At 64.4% G+C, this 19,224-nt stretch carries 16 protein-coding genes; 9 read left to right on the top strand and 7 right to left on the bottom strand.

The window, feature by feature from the left end:
• Positions 1-32 precede the first annotated feature (32 nt).
• Complete coding sequence (locus WDM24_RS40705; protein WP_338829695.1) at positions 33-1,214, top strand: PHB depolymerase family esterase; 1,182 nt, start codon at positions 33-35, stop codon at positions 1,212-1,214.
• Between the two features lie 18 nt (positions 1,215-1,232).
• Here the strand turns inward: WDM24_RS40705 and WDM24_RS40700 are convergent, their stop codons facing one another.
• Entirely contained in the window at positions 1,233-1,901 is a 669-nt protein-coding gene (locus tag WDM24_RS40700; protein WP_166301189.1) for an MBL fold metallo-hydrolase, read from the bottom strand.
• A gap of 174 nt (positions 1,902-2,075) precedes the next feature.
• Here WDM24_RS40700 and WDM24_RS40695 point away from each other — a divergent pair, with 174 nt between their 5' ends.
• On the top strand, positions 2,076-2,888 hold the full coding sequence (locus WDM24_RS40695) for an RMD1 family protein (RefSeq protein WP_338694490.1): 813 nt from the start codon (positions 2,076-2,078) through the stop codon (positions 2,886-2,888).
• 100 nt (positions 2,889-2,988) lie between these two features.
• Positions 2,989-4,599, top strand: coding sequence for an alpha-amylase family glycosyl hydrolase (locus WDM24_RS40690; RefSeq protein ID WP_338829694.1), 1,611 nt, complete (start codon positions 2,989-2,991; stop codon positions 4,597-4,599).
• Between the two features lie 227 nt (positions 4,600-4,826).
• On the opposite strand, the gene WDM24_RS40685 is transcribed toward WDM24_RS40690, so the two are convergent.
• Positions 4,827-5,945, bottom strand: coding sequence for a vWA domain-containing protein (locus WDM24_RS40685; protein ID WP_166301199.1), 1,119 nt, complete (start codon positions 5,943-5,945; stop codon positions 4,827-4,829).
• Positions 5,946-6,093: 148 nt separating this feature from the next.
• On the opposite strand from WDM24_RS40685, the gene WDM24_RS40680 reads away from it, so the two are divergent.
• Complete coding sequence (locus WDM24_RS40680) at positions 6,094-6,576, top strand: MmcB family DNA repair protein (RefSeq protein WP_338832533.1); 483 nt, start codon at positions 6,094-6,096, stop codon at positions 6,574-6,576.
• Between the two features lie 295 nt (positions 6,577-6,871).
• Here WDM24_RS40680 and WDM24_RS40675 read toward each other — a convergent pair whose 3' ends face one another.
• Together WDM24_RS40675 and WDM24_RS40670 are read right to left on the bottom strand one after the other, a co-directional pair.
• Positions 6,872-7,426, bottom strand: coding sequence for an ActR/PrrA/RegA family redox response regulator transcription factor (locus tag WDM24_RS40675; RefSeq protein ID WP_029079490.1), 555 nt, complete (start codon positions 7,424-7,426; stop codon positions 6,872-6,874).
• 119 nt (positions 7,427-7,545) lie between these two features.
• Entirely contained in the window at positions 7,546-8,865 is a 1,320-nt protein-coding gene (locus WDM24_RS40670; protein WP_338829693.1) for an ActS/PrrB/RegB family redox-sensitive histidine kinase, read from the bottom strand.
• A gap of 106 nt (positions 8,866-8,971) precedes the next feature.
• On the opposite strand from WDM24_RS40670, the gene WDM24_RS40665 reads away from it, so the two are divergent.
• From WDM24_RS40665 to WDM24_RS40650, 4 genes are all read left to right on the top strand, one after another.
• Positions 8,972-9,784, top strand: a complete 813-nt coding sequence (locus WDM24_RS40665) for an ABC transporter ATP-binding protein (RefSeq protein WP_338829692.1) — start codon at positions 8,972-8,974, stop codon at positions 9,782-9,784.
• Positions 9,781-10,605 carry an ABC transporter permease gene (locus WDM24_RS40660; RefSeq protein ID WP_338694500.1) on the top strand — a complete coding sequence of 275 codons (825 nt, stop codon included), beginning with the start codon at positions 9,781-9,783 and terminating at the stop codon, positions 10,603-10,605. Before WDM24_RS40665 ends, WDM24_RS40660 begins: the two co-directional genes overlap by 4 nt.
• A 128-nt stretch (positions 10,606-10,733) precedes the next feature.
• Positions 10,734-12,062: a polyhydroxyalkanoate depolymerase gene (locus WDM24_RS40655; protein ID WP_338694502.1), complete on the top strand. Its 1,329-nt coding sequence runs from the start codon at positions 10,734-10,736 to the stop codon at positions 12,060-12,062.
• 198 nt (positions 12,063-12,260) lie between these two features.
• Positions 12,261-13,100, top strand: a complete 840-nt coding sequence (locus tag WDM24_RS40650; protein ID WP_166301208.1) for a M48 family metallopeptidase — start codon at positions 12,261-12,263, stop codon at positions 13,098-13,100.
• Positions 13,101-13,283: 183 nt separating this feature from the next.
• Here the strand turns inward: WDM24_RS40650 and WDM24_RS40645 are convergent, their stop codons facing one another.
• Complete coding sequence (locus WDM24_RS40645) at positions 13,284-15,530, bottom strand: penicillin-binding protein 1A (RefSeq protein ID WP_338829690.1); 2,247 nt, start codon at positions 15,528-15,530, stop codon at positions 13,284-13,286.
• A 138-nt stretch (positions 15,531-15,668) separates the two neighbouring features.
• Between WDM24_RS40645 and WDM24_RS40640 the strand changes: the two genes are divergently transcribed.
• Complete coding sequence (locus WDM24_RS40640; protein ID WP_029079497.1) at positions 15,669-16,094, top strand: DUF1330 domain-containing protein; 426 nt, start codon at positions 15,669-15,671, stop codon at positions 16,092-16,094.
• A 227-nt stretch (positions 16,095-16,321) separates the two neighbouring features.
• On the opposite strand, the gene WDM24_RS40635 is transcribed toward WDM24_RS40640, so the two are convergent.
• Together WDM24_RS40635 and WDM24_RS40630 are read right to left on the bottom strand one after the other, a co-directional pair.
• The gene (locus WDM24_RS40635; RefSeq protein ID WP_338832532.1) at positions 16,322-17,548 is read right to left on the bottom strand and encodes an ABC transporter substrate-binding protein; all 1,227 of its coding nucleotides are present in this window, start codon (positions 17,546-17,548) and stop codon (positions 16,322-16,324) included.
• A 374-nt stretch (positions 17,549-17,922) separates the two neighbouring features.
• Complete coding sequence (locus WDM24_RS40630) at positions 17,923-19,143, bottom strand: ABC transporter substrate-binding protein (protein WP_338829689.1); 1,221 nt, start codon at positions 19,141-19,143, stop codon at positions 17,923-17,925.
• Positions 19,144-19,224 lie beyond the last annotated feature (81 nt).

The following is a 19,224-nucleotide window of genomic DNA, read 5'->3' as shown; positions in this document are numbered from 1 at the left end:
TCCAGAAGGATAAATCACCTCAGGAGTTGCTGTTGTCTTTGGTCAACAACGTCGAATTCTTGCGTCATCTGCCGAAGATGAACGCGTTCAGCGGTCTCGGCGCGCTCGCGCCGGCCGTGCCGACGGCGCTCGTCGAGACGACCGAATTCGGCGTCAACCCCGGCGATCTCAAGATGTACTCGTTCGTGCCCGCGCAGCTCGCGCGGTCGCCCGCGCTCGTCGTGGTGCTCCATGGCTGCGGCCAGACCGCCGCGTCCTACGATCTCGGTGCCGGCTGGTCGGCGCTGGCGGCGCATTACGGCTTTGCGCTGCTGATGCCGGAGCAGCAGGCCACCAACAACGGCAACACTTGCTTCAACTGGTTCAATCCGCAGGACATCGCGCGCGGGCAGGGCGAGGCCTCTTCGATCGGGCAGATGGTCGCGCATATGGTCGGCGCGCATCAGATCGACCCGCGTCGCATCTATGTGACGGGACTGTCCGCCGGCGGCGCGATGGCCTCGGTCATGCTCGCGACCTATCCGGATGTGTTCGCAGGCGGCGCCATCATTGCCGGCCTGCCGTACGGCGTCGCCACCGATCTGCGCGAGGCGCTGCATGCGATGATGCATGCGAGCGCGCTGTCCGCGCCCGAGCTCGGCGGTCTCGTCCGCAACGCGTCCACGCATAGCGGCGCCTGGCCGAAGATTTCGGTGTGGCACGGCAGCGCCGACCGTACCGTCAGTCCTGCCAATGCCGATGCGATCGTCCGGCAGTGGCTCGACGTGCACGGCCTGCCGTTGGCTGCGATGTCGAAATCGGATGTCGACGGTCATCCCCGCGAGGTCTGGTGGAACGCCGATGGCGAGACGCTGGTCGAGTACTTCAGCATCACCGACATGGCGCATGGCACGCCGCTCGGGCTCGCCGACAATGACGAGCGCTATGGCGTGGAAGGCGCGTTCCTGATCGAGGCCGGGATCTCCTCGTCCTATCACATCGCGAGCTTCTTCGGCCTGACCGACAAGGTCCGTCAGCCGCATATCGCGCCGACCGGAATCCCGCTTGAACGCGCCGACACGATCTCGATGACGATACCGGTGCCTGCCGAAGCGCCCGAGGTCGCATCCGGCCGCAAGAGCGACCGGCCGCGTAAGCGGAGCGGCAAGAGCGTTGACGTCGGCGCCGTCATCACCCGGGCGCTGACGGCTGCGGGGCTGATGAAACAGCCCTGAGATATCCGCGCCTCGCGCCTACATCTCGCCGGTCAGGAACGGGTTCGTCATCCGCTCCTGGCCGATGCTCGATCCCGCGCCGTGGCCGCAGATGAATCCGACATCGTCGCCGAGCGGCAGCAGCTTCTCCTTGATCGACTGGATCAGCGTCGGATGGCTGCCGCCGGGGAGGTCGGTGCGCCCGACCGAGCCGGCAAACAGCACGTCGCCGACATGGGCGAAGCGCAACTCCTTGTTGAAGAACACCACGCTGCCCGGCGAATGGCCGGGGCAGTGCAGGATATCGAAAGTGAGATCGCCAATCGAGACCTGATCGCCCTCGTCGAGCCAGCGATCCGGACCGAAATTGCGCACCCCGGTGATGCCGAAGCGCTCGCCGCTCGAGACCACATTGTCGAGCAGATATTTGTCGGCGATGTGCGGGCCCTCGATCTTGACCTGCAGCGCATCGCGCAAGTCTGCGGCGCCGCCGACATGGTCGATGTGGCCGTGGGTCAGCCAGATCTTCTCGACCGTCACGCCGGTCTGCTTGATAGCTGCCTGGATCTTCGGCACGTCGCCGCCGGGGTCGATCACCACGGCCTTCTTGGTCGGCTCGTGCCAGATGATGGTGCAGTTCTGCTCGAACAGCGTCACCGGCACGATGATCGCGCCGGCTTTCGGTTTGGTCTCGGTTGTCTCGGTCATGGGGGCACCATAGGCTACCGGGAAACGCCGTCAACACGCACCGGAAATGCGTCTGCTCCGGCGTGTGATCCCAAAATGGACCGTGATAAGGTCGCCTCCAGCAGCACACATCGAGAGCAGGCCGGTATGCGGCTGCTCTCGCGCATGAGTTAAGTCCTCGCCGTCCGGAACTCCATGACCCAGGCTCCCAACTCGCCGCTCGGCGGACCCCGGACCACCGCCCGCGCCTTCTTCGTCGCGGACCGCATCAACACGTCCGGCCTCGAACGTGGCGATGTGCTGGCCACCACGCCCTTGGCATTTCGCGTCAATGACAATGGTGTGGCGATCCTGTTCCGCTACGGCGTCGTCGTCCTGATCGGCCTCAATGCGCTGGAGGAGGATGAATTCCTGCGCAGCCTGCAGTCGCGCATGACCGGCCCCTTCACGCGGCGCGAGGAGGAAATCGCGATCATCGAGCTCGCCGCCGAGAAGGAGGATCAGATTCCGCCGGGCGGCCCGATCTATCTGCAAAGCCTGTCGCCGGAGCGTCTGATCCTGGTCGGCGAGGCGCTGGCCAAGAGCGTGGTGCTGGCGCGGCATGAGCGCGAGGTCCGGGCCGTCTTCGACACGACCGAGCCGTTGGCGCGCGAGCTCGCCAAGGGCGGGCGGGTCCATCGCGGCCGCGTCGCGATCCTCAAGCACATCGGCAACGCGCTGTTGGTGCGGCATCGCGTGGCCGGACCGGTCGAAGTGTCGGAGAAGCCCGACATCCTCTGGGACAAGCCGCAGCTCGAGCGGCTCTATGCCCGGCTCGAGGACGAGTATGAACTGAAGGAGCGGGCGGAATCGCTCAACCGCAAGCTTGCGGTGGTTGCCGAGACCGCGCAGGTGCTGACCGATATCATCGATACCAGCCGCTCGCTGCGGCTGGAGCTGATCATCGTCTTCCTGATCCTGTTCGAGGTGCTGATCACGATCTATCAGCTCGCCGTCGCCCGGCACTGACGCGCTGCAGCGCCATTTTTCCGTACTGAATTGTGCGTCATCCCTGAACCGATGGGCGGCCCGGGGACACGGGGCCGGACCACGAGCGAGGGGGGCCGGGATGGGTCAGGACCACAGGGACTGGTGGCGACGCGGCATTTTCTATCAGATCTATCCGCGCTCGTTCGGGGATAGCGACGGCGATGGCGTCGGCGATCTCAGGGGGATCATCGCGCGGCTGCCCTACCTGACGCGGCTTGGCGTCGACGCGATCTGGCTGTCGCCGGTCTTCCCGTCGCCGATGGCCGATTTCGGCTACGACATCTCCGACTACACCGGCATCGACCCGCTGTTCGGCAGCATCGAGGATTTCGACGCGCTGGTCGCGGCCGCGCACGATTGCGGCCTCAGGCTGATCCTCGATTTGGTGCCCAACCACACCTCCGACCAGCATCCCTGGTTCATCGAGGCGAAGAGCTCGCGCGATAATCCGAAGCGCGACTGGTACATCTGGCGCGATCCGGCGCCGGATGGCGGCGTGCCCAACAACTGGCTGTCGGAGTTCGGCGGCAGCGCCTGGGCGTATGACGAGGCCTCTAGCCAATATTACTACCACGCCTTCCTCGCCCAGCAGCCCGATCTCAATTGGCGCAATCGCGAGGTCAGGGACGCGATCTACGACGTGATGCGCTTCTGGCTGCGCAAGGGCGTCGACGGCTTTCGTGTTGACGTGATCTGGCACCTGATCAAGGACGCCGAATTCCGCGACAACCCGCCGAACCCGCATTATCGCGAGGGCCGGCCGCCGCACGAGAAACTGCTGACGCAGTATTCGACCGATCAGCCCGAGGTGCACGCGGTTATCACCGAGATGCGCCGCGTCACCGATGAGTTCGACAATCGCGTGCTGATCGGCGAGATCTATCTGCCGCTGCACCGGCTGGTCGCCTATTACGGCAACGATCTGCGCGGCGCGCAGATGCCGTTCAATTTCGCACTGCTGTCGACCTTGTGGAGCGCGCGCTCGGTCGAGCAGATCATCGCCGATTACGAGAAGGCGCTGCCGCCGGGCGCGTGGCCGAACTGGGTGCTCGGCAATCACGACCGGCCGCGGGTGGCGAGCCGGGTGGGGCCGGCGCAGGCCCCGGTCGCGGCGATGCTGCTGCTGACCTTGCGCGGCACGCCGACGCTCTATTACGGCGACGAGATCGGCATGCGCCAGGTTGCGATCGCGCCGGATCAGGTGCGCGATCCCTTCGAGAAGAACGTGCCCGACATCGGCGTCGGCCGCGACGGCTGTCGCACGCCGATGCAGTGGAACGCTGAGCGCCATGCCGGTTTCTCGACGGCGAGGCCTTGGCTGCCGCTCGCGCAGGATTTCGCCCGCGACAATGTCGCAAGCCTCGAGGCGGAGCCGGCGTCGATCCTCAACCTTTACAAGGCGCTGATCGCGCTGCGGCGAACGCTGCCGCAGCTCGTCCATGGCAGCTATGAGCCGGCGGCGGCGCAGGGCGATGTCCTGCTCTACCGGCGGCGCAGCGCGGAGGGCGTGGCGGTGATCGCGCTGAATTTCGGCGCGGCCCCCGCGTCGATCTCCTCAAGCGCGATCGGCTTCAACAACGAGGTCCTGCTCTCGACCTTGATGGACCGGCAGGGCGAGACGGTCGAAGGCGTGCTCGAGCTGCGCGCGAATGAAGGCGTGATCCTGGGGTTGCCGTTGGATCTCGCGTAGCCTTCGTGAGGTGAGCACACTCGCTGGCTCCCTCTCCCGCTTGCGGGGGAGGGTGGGGTGGGGGTCGCTCCGCAACGGGGCTCTCGACGGTCGATCGCGAACACTTCGGTTGGCTTCGCGGGCGCGAAATATTCCTCCTAAACAATCGCCGCTCCCACCGCGGCGAAAGTCCCCACCCATTCCCTCCCCCGCAAGCGGGGCAGGGAATGGATAGAGTATGGCCAGCCCTACCGCTTGATCTGCGCCTTCAACGTGTCCTCGACCACGCGATCGAACGATGACGCCTTTGGCGCGCTCTTGCGGTGCTCGGCGACGTATTTGTCGCGCTTGGCGACCAGCGCGGCGAGCTTCTCGTTCAGCGCCTTGCGCTGGGTGATCTGCTTGTCGATCTCGGCGCTGCGCGCTTCGGGTTTCATGGCGCGGAGATTGTCGGGCAGCTCCTCCTCCTTGACCTTCGCCACATCGTTGCGGCCGGCCGCGACGTCGGCGACCAGGTCGCCATCGCCGGTGACCGCCTCCGAGGTCGCCTTCGACCGCTTGTTGATGAAGCTCGCCATCTCCGAGGCGCGCGCCGGCGAAGCTGCGGCGACGCTCGACAGCTGCTGGGTCTTGGATTCGGTACGCTTCTGCAGCGCGCGCGGGCCGTAGGGGATCACAGTGCGGTTGATCTCGCGCTGCAGGATGATGATGTCCTCGTCGAACGGCGTCTCGATGGTGACGATCTGGCCGCCATCCTGCGGGATCGGGATGAATTCGCCGTTGCCGTTCTGCGCGATATCGCGCCACACCCGTTCGGTGTCCTGCGCGTTGCCGGCGAGCACGGCGTTGACGATGATGTCGCGTTGCTTGGCGACCGCGAGCGTGACCGGGTATTTGGTGTCCCGTGCATAGTCCATGTGCGGCGGGGCGTCGCCGACCAGGAACACGATGCGGGTGCTGTCGCGGCCTTGCGTCCATTGCATCTTGTTGACGGCGACGTCGAGCGCTTCGTTGACGCTCTCCGGCCAGTCGCCGCCACCGCGCGCCTTCAATTCCAGCAGATTGGCGTAGAGATCCTGGATGTCGCGCGTCAGCTCGACCTTCCTGGTCACATACTCATCGCCGATGTCGCGATAGGCGATCAGGCCCATCCGGATGTCGGCATCGGGATTGGAATCGACGATCGCAGTGGCGATCGACCAGATCTTGCGCTTGGCGCCCTCGATCAATCCGCCCATCGAGCCGGTGGTATCGAGCACGAAGGCGACCTCGACCACCGGCTTGGCGATGGCCGAGGACAGTCCGGCGGACAGCGGAAGGGTTGCGAGAGCGAAGACGAGCGAGCGAAGCGAGATGCGTGACCGCATGGGTCTCTCCTCCAGTGGTTTCGTCCCTCGGAACCAAGGTTCCACCGACTTCGCGGTGGCTTGAGGCCGAAATCGCGGCGGCCTGGGTGCGAATTTGCGGCCGATTCCGGCGCTGCCGCCGGCCGGTGGAATCGGCTACTCTCGGCAGATGGACTCGCCCGCCCGCCAGATCGCGCTTGTGCCCGCGCCCGACCGACGCCAGTCGGACACCGCGCTTGCGATCGCGCACGGCACGGCGAGGCTTCTGAGATCGCTAGGATTTTCCTGCATCAGCGAATTGCCGCTGCCGTCCGGCCGCCGCGCCGATCTGGTCGCGCTGAACGAGCGCGGTGAGATCTGGATCGTCGAGATCAAGTCGTCGGTCGAGGATTTGCGCGCCGACCAGAAATGGCAGGACTACCGGATGCATTGCGACCGGCTGTTCTTCGCCTTCACGCAGGATCTGCCGTGTGAGATCTTCCCCGTGGACACCGGCCTGATCATCGCCGACGCCTACGGCGCGCATCAGCATTGCGAGGCGCCGGAGCACCGCCTGCCGGCCGCCACGCGCAAGGCGATGACGGTGCGCTTTGCCATGGCCGCGGCGCAGCGCATCAACCGGCTGGTCGATCCGCAGGGGCATGAGTTTTAGGGACGAGTACGATCTTAATCCGTCATCCTGAGGCGCGAGCGGAGCGAGCCTCGAAGGATGAATCGGCCCGGCTGGTGGCCGTCGACCCTTCGAGACGCGCGCAGAGCGCGCTCCTCAGGGTGACGGTGATAAACCTCGGCAATCGGCGAAGCTTACTGGATTGGGTAGAGCGAAGCGAAACCCATCGCTTGTCCCCGCGGCGCGGAGTTGGTGGGTTTCGCTTCGCTCTACCCACACTACAAAAGCAAATGGCCGGGACGAGCCCGGCCATCGCGAAAGCATGTGAAGCAACCGCTTAGCGCGGTGCGCGCTTGGCGAGGATCCGCTGCAGCGTGCGGCGGTGCATGTTGAGGCGGCGCGCGGTCTCCGAGACGTTGCGGTTGCACATCTCGTAGATGCGCTGGATGTGCTCCCAGCGCACCCGGTCCGCCGACATCGGATTGGCCGGCAGCTCGGACTTCTCGGTGCCGGTTGCGAGCAGGGCTGCAACGACGTCGTCGGCGTCGGCGGGCTTCGAGAGATAATCGACGGCGCCCATCTTCACCGCGGTGACGGCGGTGGCGATGTTGCCGTAGCCGGTCAGCACGATCGCGCGCGCGTCGGGACGCTTGCGCTTCAACGCCGAGACGACGTCGAGGCCGTTGCCGTCGCCAAGCCTGAGATCGACGACCGCGAAAGCGGGCGCGGCGCGGCCGATCTCGGCGAGACCATCAGACACCGTGTCGCATGACTTCACCGCAAAGCCGCGCGTCTCCATCGCGCGCGACAGGCGCTCCAGGAACGGCTTGTCGTCCTCGACGATGAGGAGCGAGCGGTCAGCATGGTCATTCAGTTCAGTGATGGCGTTCACGGTCCATTTTTCCCTGTGGCAGACCCCCAATATATGGGCTCCTACTGCGGCGCTGCCAAGGCAGCCGAAAGTCGCGTCGGCTGCATCCGGTATGCCAGAGTTGCGGTTAAGAATCGTTCTTAAGCTGCGTCTTCGTCACCAGGCGCGGCTTCCTCGAAGCGCTCGCGGGGCCAGACGATCTGCACCACGGCGCCGTGATCGGGGAAGGTGCGATTGGTAAACGACACCTTGGCGCCGGTCCGTTCCAGCAGCGTCCTTGCGATGAAAACGCCCAGACCCAAGCCTCCACGGGCGTTTTGGGCCTCATCTGCGCCCCGGCGGCGTGACAAATACGGCTCGCCGATCCGCTTCAGCATATCAGGCGCGATGCCGGGGCCGTCGTCGGAAACGACGATCTCGATGGTTTCAGCGTTCCACCACGCGTTCACCTCGACGGTCTGGTGCGCGAAATCGACCGCATTTTCGAGAATGTTTCCGACGCCATAGAGGATCGCGGGATTGCGTGCCGCGACCGGTTCACTCGTTGCTGCGACAGCAAGCCGCACCTTGATGTTGATGCCAAAATCGCGATGCGGTGCCACCGCCTCCTCGATCAGGGTCGACAGCTTCATGGTGTCGAACGGCGCGCCGCTCGAGGAGAGTTGCGCGATCTTGCTCAGGATGTCGCGGCAGCGCTGCGCCTGTTCCCGCACCGTCTTCAGGTCGCCGGTGATGGCCGGGTCATGCACCGTCTTCTCGAGCTCGCGCGAGATCAGGAAGATCGTCGACAGCGGCGTGCCGAGCTCGTGGGCCGCTGCTGCGGCGAGGCCGTCGAGCTGGGTCAGATGCTGCTCGCGCGTCAGCACCAGTTCGGTCGCGGCGAGCGCATCGGAGAGCTGGCGCGCTTCCTCGGTCACCTGGAACGCGTAAAGGCTGGTGACGCCGATCGCGAGCAGGATCGAGAGCCAGACGCCGATCAGATAGATCGGCGGCAGCACCAGCGGATCGTCGCCATCCCAAGGCAATGGCAGATGGTAGAAGAACAGCGCCGAGGCACAGGCGACCGCAAGGCAGCCGAGCGCGATCGTCAGCCGGATCGGCAGCACCGTGGCCGAGATCAGGACCGGGGCCAGGAACAGGAACGAGAACGGGTTCTGCAGCCCGCCGGTGAAGTACAGGAGCCCACCGAGCTCGACGATGTTGAAGGCGAGCAGGGCCGCGGCATAGGCCGGCTCCAGCCGCTGCATCGGGTTGAACGCGATCTGCAGCGCCAGATTGAGCAGCGCCGAGAATGTCACGATGGTGACGCAGGGGACGATCGGAACGTCGAATTCCAGTCCCTGGGCGACGATGAAGATCGCGACCAGCTGGCCGAGCGCGGCGAGCCAGCGCAGCCGCAGGATCGTATCGAGGCGGACATAGCGGCGAGGCTGGCGGAAATCGGAAGCGAAGTCGGTCATCTCGGGACCTTAGCTGTGCCGTGGGCGGCGCACAAATTCGCGACTTAGCGCAACGACGCGGGGCAAGCCTTGCGCTTATTGTCGCAATGGCTCAATGAACGGCCAGATGCAACAGAGCGAGACAAGTCAGGGGCAACCGCCCACGGCTCATGAAGCGCCCGCGGCTGAACAGGGCAGATCGGCCGCGATCGAGGTCGCGCATCTGGTCAAGGTCTACAAGACCACCCGCGCGGTCGACGGCATTTCCTTCCGCATCACGCGCGGCAGCATCACCGGCCTGCTCGGCGGCAACGGCGCCGGCAAGACCACGACGATCGCGATGATCATGGGGCTGGTGCTGCCAACCTCGGGCAGCGTCGAAGTGCTCGGCGCGAAAATTCCCGAGCAGCGCTATGACGTGCTGGGCCGGATGAATTTCGAGAGCCCCTATGTCGACATGCCGATGCGGCTCACGGTGCGGCAGAACCTGACCATCTTCGGGCGCCTCTATGCCGTGAAGCATTTGCGCGAGCGGATCGACCAGCTCGCCGCCGATCTTGATCTCACCGAATTCCTCGACCGTTCCAACGGCAAGCTGTCCGCCGGGCAGAAGACCCGCGTCGCGCTGGCCAAGGCGCTGATCAATGAGCCTGACCTCTTGCTGCTTGACGAGCCGACCGCCTCGCTCGACCCGGATACCGCCGACTGGGTGCGGCAGCATCTCGAGACCTACCGCAAGACCCATAACGCGACCATCCTGCTGGCGTCGCACAACATGCTGGAGGTCGAGCGTCTCTGCGACCGCGTCATCATCATGAAACGCGGCAAGATCCAGGACGACGACAGCCCCGACAGGATCATGGCGCGCTACAACCGCGACACGCTGGAAGAGGTGTTCCTCGACGTCGCGCGCGGCCGGGTCCGGGAGGGCGCGCCATGAGCGAACTCGTCAGCCATCACCAGCGCGGGATTTCATTGCAACGCATCAATGCGATGGTGCTGCGCTATTGGTATCTGTTGATGTCGTCATGGCCGCGGCTGCTGGAGCTGGTCTACTGGCCGGCATTGCAGATCATCACCTGGGGCTTCCTGCAGAATTACATCTCGCAGTCATCCGGCTTCTTCGCCAAGGCCGGCGGCACGCTGATCGGCGCCGTGATCCTGTGGGACATCCTGTTCCGCGGCCAGCTCGGTTTCTCCATCTCGTTCCTGGAGGAGATGTGGGCGCGCAATCTCGGCAACCTGATGATGAGCCCGCTGAAGCCGATCGAATTCCTGCTCTCGCTGATGATCATGAGCCTGATCCGGCTCGCCATCGGCGTGATCCCGATGACGCTGCTGGCGCTGTTCTTCTTCGGCTTCAACTTCTACGCCATCGGGCTGCCGCTGATCGCGTTCTTCTGCAACCTGATCTTCACCAGCTGGTCGGTCGGCGTGTTCGCCTCCGGCCTCGTGCTGCGCAACGGGCTCGGCGCGGAAAGCATCGTCTGGACGCTGATGTTCGCGGTGATGCCGCTGGCCTGCATCTACTATCCGGTCGAGGTGCTGCCGGGCTGGCTGCAAGTCGTCGCCTGGACGTTGCCGCCGACCTATGTGTTCGAAGGCATGCGCTCGCTCTTGATCGATCACGTCTTCCGCGCCGACCTGATGGCGTGGGCGCTGGTCATCAACGCGATGCTGTTCGCTGCCTCTTTTGCGACCTTCCTTGCCCTTTTGCAGAGCGCCAAGCACAACGGATCGCTGCTGTCAGGTGGTGAATAAATGTCACTTTCCCGAGGAATCTCGGTGTATTAGCCGGATAGTGCCCCTAAATTCCGTGAGCGGCGGATTGACGCATTGTTACGCATTCGTCAGGATGCTGCGGCGCAAAACAGGGGTCTGGAAATATTATGCCCATCGGTGAATTTGGCGGTGCCCCGCCACTAGTGGCGGAAGGCGGTCCGGCTCTCACGACGCCGCTGTACTGGATGTACGAAATGGCACAGGCGTCGCTCAATCCGGCGCGCGCGGTGACCGACGCCACCAAGATCCTGTTTCAGAACCCGCTCAATCCGTGGACCCACACCCAGCTCGGCAAATCGATCGCGGCCAGCTGTGAGCTGTTCGAGCGCACCACGCGCCGCTACGGCAAGCCCGACTGGAACCTGCCGACGACCGAGGTCAACGGCATCCGCACGCCGGTCGAGGTTCGCTCGATCTGGGAGAAGCCGTTCTGCCGCCTGCTGCATTTCGATCGCAAGCTGACGCGTCCGCTGCGCTCGCCGCAGCCGCGCGTGCTGATCGTGGCGCCGATGTCGGGCCATTATGCGACGTTGCTGCGTGGCACGGTCGAGGCGTTCCTGCCGACGCATGAGGTTTACATCACCGACTGGGCGGACGCGCGCATGGTGCCGCTTGCGGCCGGCCGGTTCGATCTCGACGACTACGTCGATTACCTGATCGAGATGCTGCACGCGCTCGGCGGCAACATGCACGTGATTGCGGTGTGCCAGCCCTCGGTGCCGGTCGTTGCGGCCGTCTCCGTCATGGAAGCCAACCACGATCCGTTCGTGCCGTTGTCGATGACACTGATGGGCGGCCCGATCGACACCAGGCGCAATCCGACCGCGGTCAACAACCTCGCCGAAGAGCGCGGCATCGAATGGTTCCGCAACAATGTCATCACCAAGGTGCCGTTCCCGCATCCCGGCGTGATGCGCGACGTCTATCCGGGCTTCCTGCAGCTCAACGGCTTCATCAGCATGAACCTGGATCGGCACATGGACGCGCACAAAGCGCTGTTCGCCAATCTGGTGAAGGGTGACGGCGACCTCGTCGACAAGCACCGCGAATTCTATGACGAATATCTCGCCGTGATGGACCTCACAGCGGAGTATTACCTGCAGACCGTCGACCTCGTGTTCGTCAAGCACGCGCTGCCGAAGGGCGAGATGACCCATCGCGGCAAGCCGGTCGATCCCTCGAAGATCCGCCGCGTCGCGCTGATGACGGTGGAAGGCGAGAAGGACGACATCTCCGGCCTCGGCCAGACCGAAGCGACGCACGCGCTCTGCACCGCCATCCCGAACCATCGCCGCGTGCACTATGTGCAGAAGGGCGTCGGGCACTACGGCGTGTTCAACGGCTCGCGTTTCCGCTCCGAAATCGTGCCGCGGATCTCCGATTTCATGGTTTCGGCGGCCAATACGCGGCTTTCTTTGGTCGCCGCGGCCGAATAGGTATCGCCCCGGCCGCGATTTTCGCGGTCGCGCAAGTCACTGATTTAACTAAAAGAATCTCAAATCAGGCGTGGCTCAAGGGATGAATATGGTTTCATCCTATGGGCCTTGCTTGCGAGCCTGATTCATCAGAAAAATTCCGGTTCCGACCCCTGCCGGTAGAGGTCAATTAACGGCCAGCCCCTGTATATTGGGCAAATGATTTGTTTTTGCGCCGAGCGCTTTCCCTGGCGGCGGATATGGCAAAGTTCGGGCGAACTCCTGCTCCCCGGACTCTCAGAAATGGCTACTCGCGCGCTCCTTTATCGGCGGCCTGCCGAACCCGCGACCGTATTGGTCAGACACGGCTCCCAGTTCTTCACCGTCAGGCTGCGACGGCACAGGCGCGCGCGCCGCTATACGCTCAGGATACATCCGACCGATCGTGAAGCGATCCTGACGATGCCGCCGCGCGGCACGATTGTCGAAGCCAAGGAGTTCGCCAATCTCCATGGCGGCTGGATCGCCGCCCGTCTCGGCCGCTTGCCGAAGGCCGCACCGTTCCAGCCCGGCACGGTGGTGCCGCTGCGCGGCGTGCCGCATCGGCTGGTGCATCGCTCGGGCGAGCGCGGCACGGTGTGGACCGAGACGCGCGACAGCGGAGAGAAGATCCTGTGCGTCGCCGGCGGCGTCGAGCACATGGATCGCCGGGTGCATGACTTCCTCAAGCGCGAGGCGCGCAAGGATCTGCAGAAGTCAGCGCAGCTGCACGCCGCGGAACTCGGCGTGCGGGTCCGCCGGATCTCGATCCGCGATCAGTCCAGCCGCTGGGGCTCGTGCACCTCGGCCGGTTCGCTGTCGTTCTCGTGGCGGCTGATTCTGGCACCGCCCTTCGTGCTCGATTACCTCGCCGCGCACGAGGTCGCCCATCTCGTCGAGATGAACCACTCGGCGCGGTTCTGGCGGGTGGTCGACAAAGTCTGCGCCTCGGTCACGCGCGCCAAGAACTGGCTCGACACCCACGGCAACGACCTGCACCGCTACGGGATTCAGGAGTAGGCGACGCTGTCTCCGCCACCTTTGCTGTCATCGCCCGCGAGCGGGCGATCCAGTATTCCAGAGGCATTTGTCATTGAGCCGATAGGCCGCGGCGTACTGGATCCCCGCATTCGCGGGGATGACAGTTGAAGTTGGGGGCGGCCGGCCCGTTACCCCATCTACGCGGCAATGACGTGGTTGCACCTATCGAAACAACCGATCGGCCAGCCAGCCATCCAGTCCCGCCGCAGCCTCCGGCCGCGCGTTCGGGTTGGGTGGCACTGACGCGCGTGCCGGCGTCGGCGGGGGCGGGCGATAATAGCCGCCGCCGGATGGGACCGGCGCGGGCGGCGGTGCCTGCGTCTGCGGTTGGATCTGCATCGGTCCCGACGGCGCGGTGATCTGCGACGAAATCTGCATCAGGTTCGCCGGCGCCCAACTGCCTTGCGAGTTCGGGATTGCCGCGACCGGCACGCCCTGAAGCGCTGATTTCATGAAGCGGGTCCACACTTCGACCGGCAGGCCGCCGCCGGTTGCCTTCTTGGTCGGCGAATTGTCGTCATTGCCGAGCCAGACGCCGGTGACGAGCTTGGCGGTGTAGCCGATGAACCAGGCGTCGCGGTAATCCTGGCTGGTGCCGGTCTTGCCGGCGGCGGTCCAGCCGGGGATCTCCGCCTTGCGCGCAGTGCCTGAGATCAGCGTCTCACGCATCATGCTGTTCATCATTGCATCATAGCGCGGCTCGATCACCTGGTTGGGCGGATCGGCCGGGCGGTCATAGAGCAGCTTGCCCGTGCTGGTGCGGATCTTGGTCACCACATGCGGCGAGACGCTGTAGCCGCCATTGGCGAACGGCGCATAGGCGCCGACCAGCTCGATCACGGACACTTCCGAAGTGCCGAGCGCGATCGAGACGTTGGGCTCGAGCTTCGAGGAGATGCCAAGCCGGTGCGCGGTGCGCACCACGTTCTTGGCGCCGACCTCGACGCCGAGCCGCACTGCGACCGTGTTCAGCGACATCGCCAGCGCCTGGGTCAACGTCACCGAGCCGAAATATTCGTGGGTGTAGTTCTCCGGCTTCCAGCCCTTGATGTCGAGCGGCGCGTCGGTGCGGATCGTGTCCGGCGTCAGCCCTGCTTCGACCGCGGTGAGATAGACGAACGGCTTGAACGCCGAGCCCGGCTGCCGCTTCGCGGTGACCGCGCGATTGTACTGGCTCTCGGCATAGTTCCGGCCGCCGACCATGGCGCGCACCGCGCCGTCGGGCGTCATCGCCACCAGCGCGCCCTGGCTGACATTGAACTTAACGCTCTTGGCGGCGAGTTCGTCGATGACGGCGGCTTCCGCCACGTTCTGCAGCTTCGGATCGATCGTGGTCTGCACCACGATGTCCTGGTCGATCTGGCCGACCAGATCGTCGAGCACTTCGCCGATCCAGTCGGCGACGTAGTTCACGGTGCCGGCACCGGCCGGCTTCACCGCGATCGAGGGCTGGCCGATCGAGGCCTTGGCTTGCGCTTCGGTGATGAACTTGGCGTCGGCCATCGCCGCGAGCACGATTTGCGCGCGCTGCTCCGCGCCCTCAGGGTTGCGGTTCGGCGCCAGTCGCGACGGCGACTTGACGAGGCCCGCGAGCATCGCGGCTTCCGGCAGCGTCACGTTCTTCGCCGACTTGCCGAAATAGCGCTGCGCGGCGGCCTCGACACCATAGGCGCCGGAACCGAAATAGACGCGGTTGAGGTAGAGCTCGAGGATCTCGTTCTTGGAATGCTTGCGTTCGAGCCACAGCGCGAGCTCGGCCTCCTGCAGCTTGCGCTGCATGGTGCGCTCCTGGGTCAGGAACAGGTTCTTGGCGAGCTGCTGCGTCAAGGTCGAGCCGCCCTGCGAGACGCCACGATGCAGGATGTTGGTCACCGCGGCGCGCAGGATGCCGACCGGGTCCACGCCGTAATGCGAATAGAAGCGGCGATCTTCAATGGCGATGAACGCCTTCGGCAGATAGGGCGGCAGATCCTTCAACGCGATGTTGGCGCCGGCCATTTCGCCGCGCTGAGCCAGCACTGAGCCGTCGATGCCGACGATCTGGATGGTCGGCGGGCGCTTGGGAATTTCCAGTGACTGGATCGGCGGCAGATGCGCGCCGACCCACACCACGACACCGATCACCGCAATGCCGGCCCACAAGCCGAGCACCGCGGTCCAATAGAACAGCCTGCCGATGCCGAAGCCGCGCGACTTGCTCCGCCGCTTGCTGCCGCTGCGCGACGGGCGCGGCTTCTCGCTACCGGAATCGCCGCTCTTGTCACCGCTCTTGGACTTGGATTTGGCGGGTTTGTCGTCGCCGCCGCCGGGAATGCGATCGGACGGCGACAGTCTGAGGTCGGCAAGCGCGGCCGGAAGCCCGAACAGCGGCTCCTTGCGCGCACCGCCTTTTTTACGTCCCCACGCCATCCGCAACGCTCACACCCTGACCGCGGGCACGCTAGCGTTCCCGGTTTAAGGGGCGGTTACGCAAAGCTTAACGGGGGATTAGGAGGTGAGGCGGCGCGTTGCTAAATAAGGATGGAACAAAGAAACAGGGAGCACCGCATGGGCCATATCGATCCGACCAAAGAAGTGTTTGCGCAATTCCGGGACAACAACCGGCCGGGCCCGATCCACATGCTCAATCTGGTGCGCCTGCGTGAATGGGCCGCCTATCCCGACGGCCGCAAGGCGACCGGCGCCGAAGCCTATGCCGCCTATGGTCGCGAGAGCGGCCCGGTGTTCGAACGGCTCGGCGGCCGCATCGTCTGGCAGGGCCGCTTCGAGCTGATGCTGATCGGTCCGCAGGAGGAGCGCTGGGATCATTGCTTCATCGCCGAATACCCAAGCGTCGAAGCCTTCGTCGAAATGATCCGCGACCCCGTCTATCGCGAGGCGGTGAAGCACCGCCAGGCCGGCGTCGAGGATTCGCGGCTGATCCGCCACGCGATGCTGCCGGTCGGGAAGACGTTTGGCGAGATTCCGAAGTAGCGCAGCGAAGCGCAATGGAAGCCCCGTCATCCTGAGGCGCGAGCCTTGCGGTGCGCTTGCACCGCTGGGCGAGCCTCGAAGGATGCACGGCCTCACTGGTGGCCGTCGACCCTTCGAGACGCGCGCAAGAGCGCGCTCCTCAGGGTGACGGGGAGAGATGGTACGGAACGAACAACAAAATCGGCGGCCCGGAGGCCGCCGATTGCATCTCGAACCTGCGCGAAGCGTTAGCCCGTTGGGCCGGCGTCCTCGAGGATCGGGCCGAACAGCTCCCAGCGCTCGCCGTTGAACTTCATCATCTGCAGCTGCTTGTTGACGCGGTAGTCGTCTGGCGTGGTGTTGCCCTTGATACCGGGCAGCGCGAGGTCGAGCTCGACATTCTTCAGGTTGGTCGCCTGCTTCAGCACGTTCTCGCGGGTCAGGTCGTCGCCGCACTGCTTGAGCACGTGAACCAACAGCTGCGCAGTGGAATAGCCGTAGCCGTTGAAGCTCGAATCCTTATCGCCGTCCGGATAGTATTTCGCCATCATGTCGAAGTAGCGCTTCATGCCCGGATCGTCCTTCCAGGTCGGATCGAGCGGGTCCTTGCCGTAGCTGACGCTGATCACGCCCTTGGAGGCCTCGAGTCCGGCCGGCTTCATCACCGCGCCGACCGATGTGGCGTTGATGTCGAGAATGTGCACCGGCTTCCAGCCGAGTTCGGCGATCTTCTTGATCGCCTGCGCCGCCTGCTTCGGCGTCGAGGCCGAGAAGAACAGGTCCGCGCCGGCATCCTTGATCTTGAGGATCTGCGAATCGATGGTCGGGTCGGAGACCTCATAGGAGGCTTCGGCCACGATCATCTTCGCCGCCTTGTCGCCGAGGCCGGCCTTGATGCCGTTCAGATAGTCCTTGCCGAGGTCGTCGTTCTGATAGAGCACGCCGATCTTGGCGTTCGGATACTCCTTCAGGATGTACTGGCCGTAGATGCGGCCTTCGCTGAAATAGTTCGGGTTGAAGCCGAGCGTCCAGGGGAAGTTCTTCGGGTCGGTGAACTTCGAGGCGCCGGTGGCGGCGAACAGCTGCGGCACCTTCTTGCCGTTGAGATATTTCTGTACGGCGGCGTTCGACGGCGTGCCGATGATCTGGAAGGTCAGCAGCACCTCGTCGCTCTCGACGAGCTTGCGCACCTGCTCGACCGCTTTCGGCGGCGAATAGGCGTCGTCATACTGGATCAGGTTGATCTTGCGGCCGTTCACGCCGCCCTGGTCGTTGATCATCTTGATGTAGGCGGCCTGGGCCTTGCCGATGGTGGCGTAGGCAGAGGCCGGGCCACTGAAGGGTACGGTCTGGCCGACCTTGATCTCGGTATCGCTCGCGCCGGTGTCGTATTTCTTCTGCGCGGAGGCCGACGTTACAGACAGCGCGACTGCAAGCGCCGTTCCCGTGACCAGACGTAAAATACCGTTCCTCATCATGCTGTTTCCCTCACGTGACTGATGGTTGGCCGATGATCTTGTCCGCGGGTTCAAGTCCCGCGGTCGCCATCGCTTGCGCCGGATACTGGCGGAACGCTTGCTGCAACGCAAGACGAGCGGCGCCGAAAAGGTGAGCGATTTCAGTCAACGAAAGTAGGGGGCGATGCGGAAAGGCGGGTGGGCCGCGGAGAAGCGCTGCGCCGGCTTTTGTCCGGTCTCTTGCTTACCTCTCCCGCTTGCGGGGGAGGTCGGATTGCATCGAAGATGCAATCCGGGTGGGGGCTCTCTCCGCCACGTGACTCGTGGAGAGACCCCCACCCCAACCCTCCCCCGCAAGCGGGAGAGGGAGTGGAGCCTCGATGCGGCGCGACCTAACCCGCCGGTCCGGTGTCCTCGATGATCGGGCCGAACAGCTCCCAGCGCTCGCCGTTAAACTTCATCATCTGCATCTGCTTGTTGATGCGATAGTCGTTCGGTCCGGTCGTGATCGACATGCCCGGCAGCGCGAGGCTCGGCACGAACTTCTTCAGGCTGGTCACCTGCTTCATCAGGTTCTCGCGGGTGAGGTCGTCGCCGCACTGTTTCAGCACCTGGATCAAAAGCTCGGCCGTCGAGTAGCCGTAGGTGTTGACGGTGTTGAGCTTGTCGCCCTCCGGATAATACTTGTCCATGAAGGCGAAATAGGCCTTCACGCCGGGATCGTCCTTCCACTGCGGATCGGCGGGGTCCTTGCCGTAGTTGGTCGAGATGATGCCCTTGGAGATGTCGAGGCCCGCGGGCTTCAGCGTCGCCGACACCGGGCTCGCATTGATGTCGAGGATGTGCACCGGGGTCCAGTTGAGGTCGGCGATCTTGCGGATCGCTTGCGCCGCGAATTTCGGCGTCGAGGGGTCATAGATCAGATCGGCGCCGGAGGCCCTCAGCTTGACGATCTGGGAATCCACCGTCGGGTCGGTCAGCTCATAGGAGACCTCGGCGACGATCATGCTGGCGGCCTTGTCGCCGAGCCCGCTCTTCAGGCCGGTGATGTAGTCGCGGCCGAGATCGTCGTTCTGGTAGAAGATACCGATCTTGGCGTTGGGGTGATTGGCCAGGATGTATTTGGCGTAGATGCGTCCCTCGGACTGGTAGTTCGGGTTGAACGCGATGGTCCACGGCGCATTCTGCGGATCGGAGAAGCGCGAGGCGCCGGTGGAGGCGAGCAGCTGTGGCACCTTCTTGGTATTCAGATATTTCTGCACGGCGGCATTTGAGGGCGTGCCGATGATCTGGAAGGTGAACAGCACCTCGTCGCCCTCGACCAGCTTGCGCACCTGCTCGACCGCCTTCGGCGGCGAATAGGCATCGTCATACTGGATCAGGTTGAGCTTGCGGCCGTTGATGCCGCCCTGATCGTTGATCATCTTGAGGTAGGCCGCCTGGGTCTTGCCGATGCCGGCATAGGCGGATGCGGGGCCCGAGAACGGCACGGTCTGGCCGATCTTGATCTCGGTGTCGGTCGCGCCGATGTCGTATTTCTTCTGCGCGGCGGCCGATGTAACCGACAACGCGATGGCAAGCGCTGTCGCAGCGAGCAATTGCACGCTCCTCATGTCCGTGACCTCCCATGTTGCCGGTGATCTTGTCCGCAAGCCTCGAGCCGGCGGATGTCACCGTTATCAGGGATGATGGAG

Origin of the sequence: Bradyrhizobium sp. 27S5, from assembly GCF_037217225.1 — a bacterium.
Taxonomy (GTDB): domain Bacteria; phylum Pseudomonadota; class Alphaproteobacteria; order Rhizobiales; family Xanthobacteraceae; genus Bradyrhizobium; species Bradyrhizobium septentrionale.
The sequence above is the reverse complement of the archived record's forward strand: the minus strand, read 5'-3'. Positions and strand labels throughout refer to the sequence as shown.

What these genes read in the sequence shown, in the direction of transcription:
- WDM24_RS40655 (WP_338694502.1), top strand. Translation starts at nt 10,734, where the DNA reads ATGCCCATCGGTGAATTTGGCGGTGCCCCGCCACTAGTGGCGGAAGGC.
- WDM24_RS40650 (WP_166301208.1), top strand. Translation starts at nt 12,261, where the DNA reads ATGATTTGTTTTTGCGCCGAGCGCTTTCCCTGGCGGCGGATATGGCAA.
- WDM24_RS40645 (WP_338829690.1), bottom strand. Translation starts at nt 15,530, where the DNA reads ATGGCGTGGGGACGTAAAAAAGGCGGTGCGCGCAAGGAGCCGCTGTTC.
- WDM24_RS40680 (WP_338832533.1), top strand. Translation starts at nt 6,094, where the DNA reads ATGGACTCGCCCGCCCGCCAGATCGCGCTTGTGCCCGCGCCCGACCGA.
- WDM24_RS40670 (WP_338829693.1), bottom strand. Translation starts at nt 8,865, where the DNA reads ATGACCGACTTCGCTTCCGATTTCCGCCAGCCTCGCCGCTATGTCCGC.
- WDM24_RS40690 (WP_338829694.1), top strand. Translation starts at nt 2,989, where the DNA reads ATGGGTCAGGACCACAGGGACTGGTGGCGACGCGGCATTTTCTATCAG.
- WDM24_RS40635 (WP_338832532.1), bottom strand. Translation starts at nt 17,548, where the DNA reads ATGAGGAACGGTATTTTACGTCTGGTCACGGGAACGGCGCTTGCAGTC.
- WDM24_RS40630 (WP_338829689.1), bottom strand. Translation starts at nt 19,143, where the DNA reads ATGAGGAGCGTGCAATTGCTCGCTGCGACAGCGCTTGCCATCGCGTTG.
- WDM24_RS40695 (WP_338694490.1), top strand. Translation starts at nt 2,076, where the DNA reads ATGACCCAGGCTCCCAACTCGCCGCTCGGCGGACCCCGGACCACCGCC.
- WDM24_RS40660 (WP_338694500.1), top strand. Translation starts at nt 9,781, where the DNA reads ATGAGCGAACTCGTCAGCCATCACCAGCGCGGGATTTCATTGCAACGC.
- WDM24_RS40700 (WP_166301189.1), bottom strand. Translation starts at nt 1,901, where the DNA reads ATGACCGAGACAACCGAGACCAAACCGAAAGCCGGCGCGATCATCGTG.
- WDM24_RS40640 (WP_029079497.1), top strand. Translation starts at nt 15,669, where the DNA reads ATGGGCCATATCGATCCGACCAAAGAAGTGTTTGCGCAATTCCGGGAC.
- WDM24_RS40685 (WP_166301199.1), bottom strand. Translation starts at nt 5,945, where the DNA reads ATGCGGTCACGCATCTCGCTTCGCTCGCTCGTCTTCGCTCTCGCAACC.
- WDM24_RS40665 (WP_338829692.1), top strand. Translation starts at nt 8,972, where the DNA reads ATGCAACAGAGCGAGACAAGTCAGGGGCAACCGCCCACGGCTCATGAA.